At 63.3% G+C, this 8,734-nt stretch carries 8 protein-coding genes and 1 tRNA gene; all 9 read right to left on the reverse strand.

Annotation, left to right across the window (positions count from 1 at the left end; translation table 11 throughout):
- Positions 1–73: 73 nt before the first annotated feature.
- Positions 74–4,210 (reverse strand): DNA-directed RNA polymerase subunit beta, encoded by a 4,137-nt coding sequence (gene rpoB, locus ABMA46_RS12030; RefSeq protein WP_348999608.1) that lies wholly within the window; start codon positions 4,208–4,210, stop codon positions 74–76.
- A 343-nt stretch (positions 4,211–4,553) separates the two neighbouring features.
- Positions 4,554–4,931 (reverse strand): 50S ribosomal protein L7/L12, encoded by a 378-nt coding sequence (gene rplL / locus ABMA46_RS12035; RefSeq protein WP_348999610.1) that lies wholly within the window; start codon positions 4,929–4,931, stop codon positions 4,554–4,556.
- Between the two features lie 57 nt (positions 4,932–4,988).
- Positions 4,989–5,507 carry a 50S ribosomal protein L10 gene (gene rplJ, locus ABMA46_RS12040; RefSeq protein WP_348999612.1) on the reverse strand — a complete coding sequence of 173 codons (519 nt, stop codon included), beginning with the start codon at positions 5,505–5,507 and terminating at the stop codon, positions 4,989–4,991.
- Positions 5,508–5,899: 392 nt separating this feature from the next.
- Entirely contained in the window at positions 5,900–6,598 is a 699-nt protein-coding gene (rplA, locus tag ABMA46_RS12045; protein WP_348999614.1) for a 50S ribosomal protein L1, read from the reverse strand.
- Positions 6,599–6,602: 4 nt separating this feature from the next.
- On the reverse strand, positions 6,603–7,031 hold the full coding sequence (gene rplK, locus ABMA46_RS12050) for a 50S ribosomal protein L11 (protein WP_348999615.1): 429 nt from the start codon (positions 7,029–7,031) through the stop codon (positions 6,603–6,605).
- Positions 7,032–7,193: 162 nt separating this feature from the next.
- Entirely contained in the window at positions 7,194–7,733 is a 540-nt protein-coding gene (gene nusG / locus ABMA46_RS12055) for a transcription termination/antitermination protein NusG (protein ID WP_348999617.1), read from the reverse strand.
- 25 nt (positions 7,734–7,758) lie between these two features.
- The gene (gene secE, locus ABMA46_RS12060; RefSeq protein ID WP_348999618.1) at positions 7,759–7,968 is read right to left on the reverse strand and encodes a preprotein translocase subunit SecE; all 210 of its coding nucleotides are present in this window, start codon (positions 7,966–7,968) and stop codon (positions 7,759–7,761) included.
- A 354-nt stretch (positions 7,969–8,322) separates the two neighbouring features.
- Positions 8,323–8,398: transfer RNA gene (locus tag ABMA46_RS12065), tRNA-Trp, on the reverse strand.
- Positions 8,399–8,539: 141 nt separating this feature from the next.
- Positions 8,540–8,734: EF-Tu C-terminal domain-related protein (locus tag ABMA46_RS12070; RefSeq protein WP_484532548.1), on the reverse strand; the 195-nt coding region annotated here is incomplete at its 5' end.

Genomic DNA, 8,734 nt, shown 5'->3' on the forward strand with positions numbered 1-8,734 from the left:
TTCATGTCATGTGCGGGCACGGCCCGCGAGGAATTCAGGCGGCCGCGGGAATATCCGCGGCCGCTTTTGGCCGTTACTCGGCGGCGTCCGGCAGCGGTTGCGGCGCAGCATCGACCTTGGTGTTCTCCAGTTCGACATTGAGGCCGAGCGAGCGCATTTCCTTGACGAGAACGTTGAAGCTCTCGGGGATACCGGCCTCGAACGTATCGTCGCCTCTGACGATCGCCTCGTAAACCTTGGTGCGGCCGGCCACGTCGTCCGACTTCACCGTCAGCATCTCCTGCAGCGTGTAGGCGGCGCCGTAGGCTTCCAGCGCCCAGACCTCCATCTCGCCGAAGCGCTGGCCGCCGAACTGCGCCTTGCCGCCCAGCGGCTGCTGGGTGACCAGCGAGTACGGGCCGATCGAACGCGCGTGGATCTTGTCGTCCACGAGGTGGTGAAGCTTGAGCATATAGATGTAGCCCATCGTCACCTTGCGGTCGAACGGCTCGCCGGTACGCCCGTCGTAGAGCTGCGACTGGCCGGAGGAATGCAGGCCCGCCTGTTCCAGCATCTCGTTGATGTTGGCCTCGTGCGCGCCGTCGAACACCGGGGTCGCGATGGAGACGCCGCGCTTCATCTGCTCGCCGAGGCGAACGATGGACTCGTCGTCATAGTCGCGGACCGGCTCGTTGCGGTCGTTGGCCGGAATGACGGACTCGATCGTCTGCCGCAGCGGCTTGATGTCGCCGCCGGCCTTGTAGGCATCGACAAGATCGCCGATCTTCCTGCCCATGCCGGCGCAGGCCCAGCCGAGATGCGTCTCGAGGATCTGTCCGACATTCATGCGCGACGGCACGCCCAACGGATTGAGCACGATGTCGGCATGGGTGCCGTCCTCGAGGAACGGCATGTCCTCGACCGGAACGATGCGCGACACGACGCCCTTGTTGCCGTGACGGCCGGCCATCTTGTCGCCCGGCTGCATCTTGCGCTTCACCGCGACGAAGACCTTGACCATCTTCATCACGCCCGGAGGCATTTCGTCGCCGCGCTGCACCTTCTCGACCTTGTCCATGAAGCGCTGCTCGAGCGCCTTCTTGGAGTCGTCGTACTGGCCGCGAAGCGCCTCGAGCTCGCCCTGGAGCTTCTCGTTCTCGACGGCGAACTGCCACCACTGCGAGCGCGGATAGTCGTCCAGCACTTCCTTGGAGAGCGCGGTGCCCTTCTTGAAGCCCTTCGGTCCGGCGATCGCATCCTTGCCGGCAAGCATGTCGGACAGGCGCGCGTAGACGTTGCGATCCAGGATCGCCTGCTCGTCGTCACGGTCCTTGGCCAGGCGCTCGATCTCCTCGCGCTCGATGGCCATGGCGCGCTCGTCCTTTTCCACGCCGTGGCGGTTGAACACGCGCACTTCCACGACCGTGCCGAACGTGCCCGGAGGCATGCGCATGGACGTGTCGCGGACATCCGAGGCCTTCTCGCCGAAGATGGCGCGGAGCAGCTTTTCCTCCGGCGTCATCGGGCTTTCGCCCTTCGGCGTGATCTTGCCGACCAGGATGTCGCCCGGCTGCACCTCGGCGCCGATATAGACGATGCCGGCCTCGTCGAGGTTCTTCAGCGCCTCTTCCGAGACGTTCGGAATGTCTCGCGTGATCTCTTCCGGGCCGAGCTTGGTATCGCGCGCCGAGACCTCGAACTCCTCGATGTGGATCGAGGTGAAGACGTCGTCGGCGACGATGCGCTCGGACAGAAGGATCGAGTCCTCGTAGTTGTAGCCGTTCCACGGCATGAACGCGACGAGCACGTTGCGGCCGAGGGCCAGATCGCCGAGATCGGTCGACGGACCGTCGGCGATGATGTCGCCCTTCTCGATCCGGTCACCCACCTTCACCAGCGGACGCTGGTTGATGCAGGTGTTCTGGTTCGAGCGCTGGAACTTCATCAGCCGGTAGATGTCGACGCCCGACTTGCCGGGATCGAGATCTTCCGTCGCACGGATGACGATACGGGTCGCGTCGACCTGGTCGACGATGCCGCCCCGGCGGGCGCCGATGGCCGCACCCGAGTCACGGGCGACGATCGGCTCCATGCCGGTGCCGACGAACGGCGCCTCGGCGCGCACCAGCGGCACGGCCTGCTTCTGCATGTTCGAGCCCATCAGCGCGCGGTTGGCGTCGTCGTTCTCCAGGAACGGGATCAGTGCCGCGGCGACCGAAACGAGCTGCTTCGGCGACACGTCCATCAGGTCCACGGTCTCGCGCGGCATCATCATCACCTCGCCGGCATGACGGCAGATGACGAATTCCTCGGCGAGACGCCCATCCTTGTCGAGTTCGGCGTTGGCCTGCGCGACATTGTGCTTGGCCTCTTCCATGGCCGACAGATAGACGACTTCGCTGGTAACCTTGCCGTCCACGACCTTGCGGTACGGGCTTTCGATGAAGCCGTACTTGTTGACGTGGGCGAAGGTGGCCAGGTTGTTGATCAGGCCGATGTTCGGGCCTTCCGGCGTCTCGATCGGGCAGATGCGGCCATAGTGCGTCGGGTGCACGTCGCGCACCTCGAAGCCGGCGCGCTCGCGGGTAAGACCGCCCGGCCCGAGCGCCGAAAGACGACGCTTGTGCGACACTTCCGACAGCGGGTTCGTCTGGTCCATGAACTGCGAGAGCTGCGAGGAGCCGAAGAACTCGCGCACGGCAGCGGCCGCCGGCTTGGCGTTGATCAGGTCCTGCGGCATGACCGTATCGATCTCGATCGACGACATGCGTTCCTTGATGGCGCGCTCCATGCGCAGCAGGCCGACGCGGTACTGGTTCTCCATCAGCTCGCCGACCGAACGCACGCGGCGGTTGCCGAGATTGTCGATGTCGTCGATCTCGCCCTTGCCGTCGCGCAGTTCGACCAGCGTCTTGACCACGGCCAGGATATCGTCCTTGCGCAACACGCGCACGGTGTCGGCGGCGTCGAGCTCAAGACGCATGTTCATCTTGACGCGGCCGACGGCCGACAGGTCGTAGCGCTCGGCGTCGAAGAACAGCGAGTTGAACATCGCCTCGGCCGTGTCCATCGTCGGCGGCTCACCCGGACGCATGACGCGGTAGATGTCGAACAGCGCGTCCTGACGGCTCTCGTTCTTGTCCACGGCCAGCGTATTGCGGATGTAAGCGCCGACATTGACGTGGTCGATGTCGAGAATCTCGATCTCGTCCTCGCCAGTGCCGAGCAGCACCTTCAGGGTCTTGTCGTCGATCTCGTCGCCGGCTTCGAGGAAAATCTCGCCGGTCTGGTAGTTGACGATGTCCTCGGCCAGATAGTTGCCGAGCAGGTCCTCGTCGGTGGCCTTGATGGCCTTGAGACCCTTTTCGGCAAGCTGCTTGGCCTGGCGCGCGGTGATCTTCTTGCCCGCCTCGACCACGACCTCGCCGGTGTCGGCGTCGACGAGATCGTTGACAGCCTTGAGGCCCTTGAAACGATCGACGTTGAAGGGGATGCGCCAGTGGTCGCCGGAGCGCTTGTAGGTGATCTTGTCGTAGAAGGTCGACAGGATTTCCTCGCCGTCCATGCCGAGCGCCATCAGCAGCGACGTCACCGGAATCTTGCGGCGGCGGTCGATGCGGGCGTGCACGACGTCCTTGGAATCGAACTCGATGTCGAGCCACGAACCGCGATAGGGAATGACGCGCGCGGCGAACAGAAGCTTGCCGCTGGAATGCGACTTGCCCTTGTCATGATCGAAGAAGACGCCCGGCGAGCGGTGCATCTGCGAGACGATGACGCGCTCCGTGCCGTTGACGATGAAGGTGCCGTTCATCGTCATGAGCGGCATGTCGCCCATGTAGACGTCCTGCTCCTTGATGTCCTTGATGGACTTGGCGCCGGTATCCTCGTCGATATCGAACACGATGAGGCGCAGCGTCACCTTCAGCGGCGCCGCGTAGGTCAGGTCGCGCTGCCGGCACTCGTCGACGTCGAACTTGGGCTGTTCGAACTCGTACTTGACGAATTCGAGCATCGAGGAACCGGAAAAATCGGAAATCGGGAAGACCGACTTGAAAACGGCCTGCAGTCCCTCTTCCGGACGGCCGCCCTTCGGCTCGTCGACCATGAGGAACTGGTCATAGGATGCCTTCTGAACCTCGATCAGGTTCGGCATCTCCGCAACCTCCGGGATCTTCCCGAAGAATTTGCGTACGCGTCTGCGGCCATTGAAAGTCTGGGTCTGGGCCATCGTCGCTCCTTGCTCAGCCATGCCTGGCTTCATCTCTTGAGGGCCGCCCTGCCCGGCGGTCCTTGCGTCGGCCCCGCTTCACGGCAAGCGGTTCCAATTTTGCTTCGGCATCGAACTTTTCCGGAACCGAGCTTCCCATTCGGGTCCGATGCGTTCAAACTTCTGTTTCGGGCATGACCCGGTCCGAAAAGCCTGCGGCCTCTCGGGATCATGCCCAGAACGGGAAAAAACCCGTTTCCCGAGAGCCGCTTTTGCGGCCCTCGGGAAAGAGGTTCTCCCAGAACTCCCCTGCGGTGCAGGGACCGGCGAGCGGACAGGCCGCCCGCCGGAACCGCAACGCTGATTACTTCAGCTCGACCTTGGCGCCGGCTGCTTCCAGCTGGGCCTTGATCTTCTCGGCGTCCGCCTTGGCGACGGCTTCCTTGACCGGCTTCGGCGCAGCCTCGACCAGGTCCTTGGCTTCCTTGAGGCCGAGGCCCGTGATGGCGCGGACTTCCTTGATGACGTTGATCTTCTGAGCGCCTGCGTCGGAGAGGATGACGTCGAATTCGGTCTTCTCCTCGGCCGGAGCAGCAGCAGCGGCAGCGCCGCCGGCAGCGGCAACCGCCACCGGAGCGGCGGCGGAAACGCCCCACTTGTCTTCCAGCAGCTTCGACAGCTCGGCCGCCTCGAGGACGGTCAGGCTCGACAGGTCGTCTACGATCTTTGCGAGATCAGCCATTTTGTAATTTCCTTCAATTGGTTCGAACGTGTTGTTGGTGTACGGCGAGGAACGGCGTCAAGCCGCCTCGTCCTTCCGGGCATAAGCGCCAATGACACGCGCGACCTGACCGGCCGGTGCATTGACGATCTGGGCGATCCGGGTCGCCGGAGCGACCAGAAGGCCGACCAGCTTGCCGCGCAGTTCGTCGAGCGACGGAAGCGTGGCGAGTGCCTTCACTCCGTCGGCGTCGAGCGCGGTGGCCCCCATCGCGCCGCCGAGAATGACGAGCTTGTCATTTCCCTTGGCGAAATCGGATGCCACCTTCGGCGCGGTGACCGGATCATCCGAGAAGGCGATCAGCGTCTGTCCCTGGAACAGATCGATGATCTTCTCGGAGTCCGTGCCCTGAAGAGCGATCTTGGCGAGACGGTTCTTCGCGACTTTGACGGTGCCACCGGCAGCCCGCATCTTCGTACGAAGATCGTTCATCTGCGCGACGGTGATACCGGCATAGTGGGCCACGACCACCGAGCCGGCGCCCTTGAAGGCTCCGTTCAGGTCCGTGACGAGTTCGCGTTTTTCCGCTCTGTCCACTGCCTATCTCCAGTTGACCCCTGCCTCATTCACGAGGACTCCCATTCGCGGGATCAGGCGTCGGTTGCCTTTTGCCGGGCGGGCTCTTCCATTCCTGGATCACCCGAACGGCGGTTCAGAGGATCCTGCCCCCTTTCCGTCGGTCCGGTTTCCCGGAGCCGCGCAAAAGGCAAACACGGTTCGAACCATTCATCGAAACCTTTCGGGTTCCTTTGTCCGGTTGTCACCCGTCTCATGCAGGCCATTCGATTAAGGCCTCGGCTTGCGCCTCGACCGCCCGCAATCTCGGACAGGATGTGCCTTCGGTCTTTCGACTTCCGGCATCCGGCCCCCAGAAACGCAGGGACCGGAATTCTTCAAAGGACCGACCGAGGCCGGTCCGCCATTCCCGCTTACGACGCAGCCAGCGTCGCGGGATCGATCTTGAGGCCGGGACCCATCGTCGAGGTGACGGACACCTTCTTGACGTAGTTGCCCTTGGCGCCTGCGGGCTTCGCCTTGTTCACGGCATCGGCAAAGGCACGCACGTTCTCTTCGAGCGCCTTGACGTCGAACGAGACCTTGCCGACGCCGGCATGGACGATGCCCGCCTTCTCGACGCGGAACTCGACGGCGCCACCCTTGGACGCCTTGACGGCCGCGGCGACGTCCGGCGTGACGGTGCCGACGCGCGGGTTTGGCATCAGGCCGCGCGGGCCGAGCACCTTGCCGAGACGGCCGACCAGGCCCATCATGTCGGGCGTGGCGATGCAGCGGTCGAAGTCGATCGTGCCGCCCTGGACGGTCTGGACGAGGTCCTCGGCGCCGACGATGTCTGCGCCGGCGGCCTTGGCCTCATCGGCCTTGTCGCCGCGGGCGAACACCGCCACGCGCACGGTCTTGCCCGTGCCGTTCGGCAGGTTGACCACGCCGCGCACCATCTGGTCGGCGTGGCGCGGGTCGACGCCGAGATTCATGGCGACCTCGATGGTCTCGTCGAACTTCACCTTCGAGCGATCCTTGAGGATCTTGATGGCTTCCTCCAGGGAGTAGGCCTTGTTCGGGTCGATGCCCTCGCGGGTCTGGGCCACGCGCTTTGCAATCTTTGCCATCTGATCAGCCCACCACTTCCAGGCCCATCGAGCGGGCGGAACCTTCGACCATGCGCATGGCCGCCTCGACGTCGTTGGCGTTGAGGTCCTTCATCTTGGCTTCGGCGATCTCGCGCACCTTGTCGCGGGAGATCTTGCCGGCCGTCGACTTGCCCGGCTCCTTCGAACCCGACTTCAGGTTGGCCGCCTTCTTCAGGAAATAGCTCACCGGCGGCGTCTTCATCGCAAAGGTGAAGGACTTGTCCTGGTAATAGGTGATCACGACGGGGATGGGCGAACCCTTCTCCATCTCCTGGCTCTGCGCGTTGAACGCCTTGCAGAATTCCATGATGTTGATGCCGCGCTGACCAAGCGCCGGGCCGATCGGGGGCGACGGCGTCGCCGAACCCGCGGGAACCTGGAGCTTAAGCTGGCCTGCAATCTTCTTAGCCATACTCTTTCCTGCCTCTGTTCATGCCGGCCGCTTCATCGCGACGCCGGCGGTTGCAGTCCGGTGGTCCGGTCCGACAGGCCGGCTAAGCCCGTCTCGCCTCCCACCATTCCAGTACGACGAACCTGTCCGCCGCACCCTGCCCGGCAAGACCGGGCAATCCGATCAGCCCTTTTCGACCTGACCGAACTCCAGATCGACGGGCACCGCGCGCCCGAAGATCGAAACTTCCACCTTGAGGCGAGCCCTTTCCTCGTCGACTTCCTGAACGAAGCCGTTGAAGGAAGCGAACGGCCCGTCCGAGACCCGCACCTGCTCGCCGATCTCGAAGGCGACCGAAGGCTTCGGCCGCTCCACGCCTTCCTGCACCTGATGAAGGATGCGCTCGGCTTCCTTGTCGGTGATGTGCATCGGCTTGGCGGTATGCTTGTCCTCGCCCAGGAAGCCGGTGACGCGCGGCGTGTTCTTGACCAGCGAGATCACCGCGTCGTTGAGTTCGGCCTTCATCAGCACGTAGCCGGGGAAGAACTTGCGCTCGGCATCGACCTTCTTGCCGCGCCGGACCTCGACGACCTTCTCGGTCGGCACCACGATCTGCTCGATGCGACCGCTCAGGCCTTTTTGCTTGGCCTTGTTCTCGATGTCCTCAGCGACCTTCTTCTCGAAGTTCGAATAGGCGTGAACGATGTACCACCGCGCAGTCATCAACAATTTCCCCGTAGTGGCAGTCTTACTGGCCGGTACCCAGACCGAGGATCTTCTCGATCGCGTAGCCCATGGCGATATCGGCGGTGAAGAAGAAGAGCATCGCCAGAAGCGCGAAGGCCAGGACCATCACCGTCGAGATCATCGTCTCGCGCCGGGAAGGCCAGGTCACCTTGGCGGTTTCCGCCCTCACCTGCTGAAGGAAGACGAAAGGATTGAGTGTCTTCGACGCCATCTGCCGCTCTTTCAAGACCCGTTGAACCGGGCCTCCTGGATGGTCCCGCCGCCCCGGAAACCCAGAGGACGAAACGTGCTTCGGGACTTCAGAACCGGACCACCGAATCGGCGCAGCCCATCCGCCCATGCAAATCAGACGCGCAAAGCCGGATTCCCAGCTCCACGCGTCGCGTGTCTGTCGTGCCTACATAAAGCCGATTCCCGATCCACGCAAGTGGCAACAATCCGCTTCATGACCAATGCCGCCTCGGAACCATCCAGTCGTCCCGTCCCGGCTACTGCGTTGTTATGCATGAGAAGCCTTCATATGGCAAGCGTCGCGCCATATTCAAGACTTCTCATGGAAAGAAACTGGCAGGGGCAGCAGGGCTTGAACCCGCGACCTGCGGTTTTGGAGACCGCCGCTCTACCAACTGAGCTATACCCCTAGGCGCGCCCGGCGCCTTGCTGATCCAACAACGCCTTCGGCTGGCCGTTCCTAATCGCTTGGCGCGAAAGCTTCAAGCGCTTTTCGAACGAAAATGGCGGCCGAAGAGGCCGCCATTCTCCTTTTCCGAGTATTCGGAGATTTACTCGATGATGGAAGCGACGACGCCGGCGCCGACGGTGCGGCCGCCTTCACGGATGGCGAAGCGCAGCTTCTCTTCCATGGCAACCGGCACGATCAGTTCCACGTCGACCGTCACGTTGTCGCCGGGCATCACCATCTCCGTGCCCGCCGGCAGCGTCACGATGCCCGTCACGTCCGTCGTGCGGAAGTAGAA

It is taken from the genome of Mesorhizobium hunchu (assembly GCF_040081975.1).
GTDB classification, from domain to species: Bacteria; Pseudomonadota; Alphaproteobacteria; order Rhizobiales; family Rhizobiaceae; genus Mesorhizobium; species Mesorhizobium hunchu.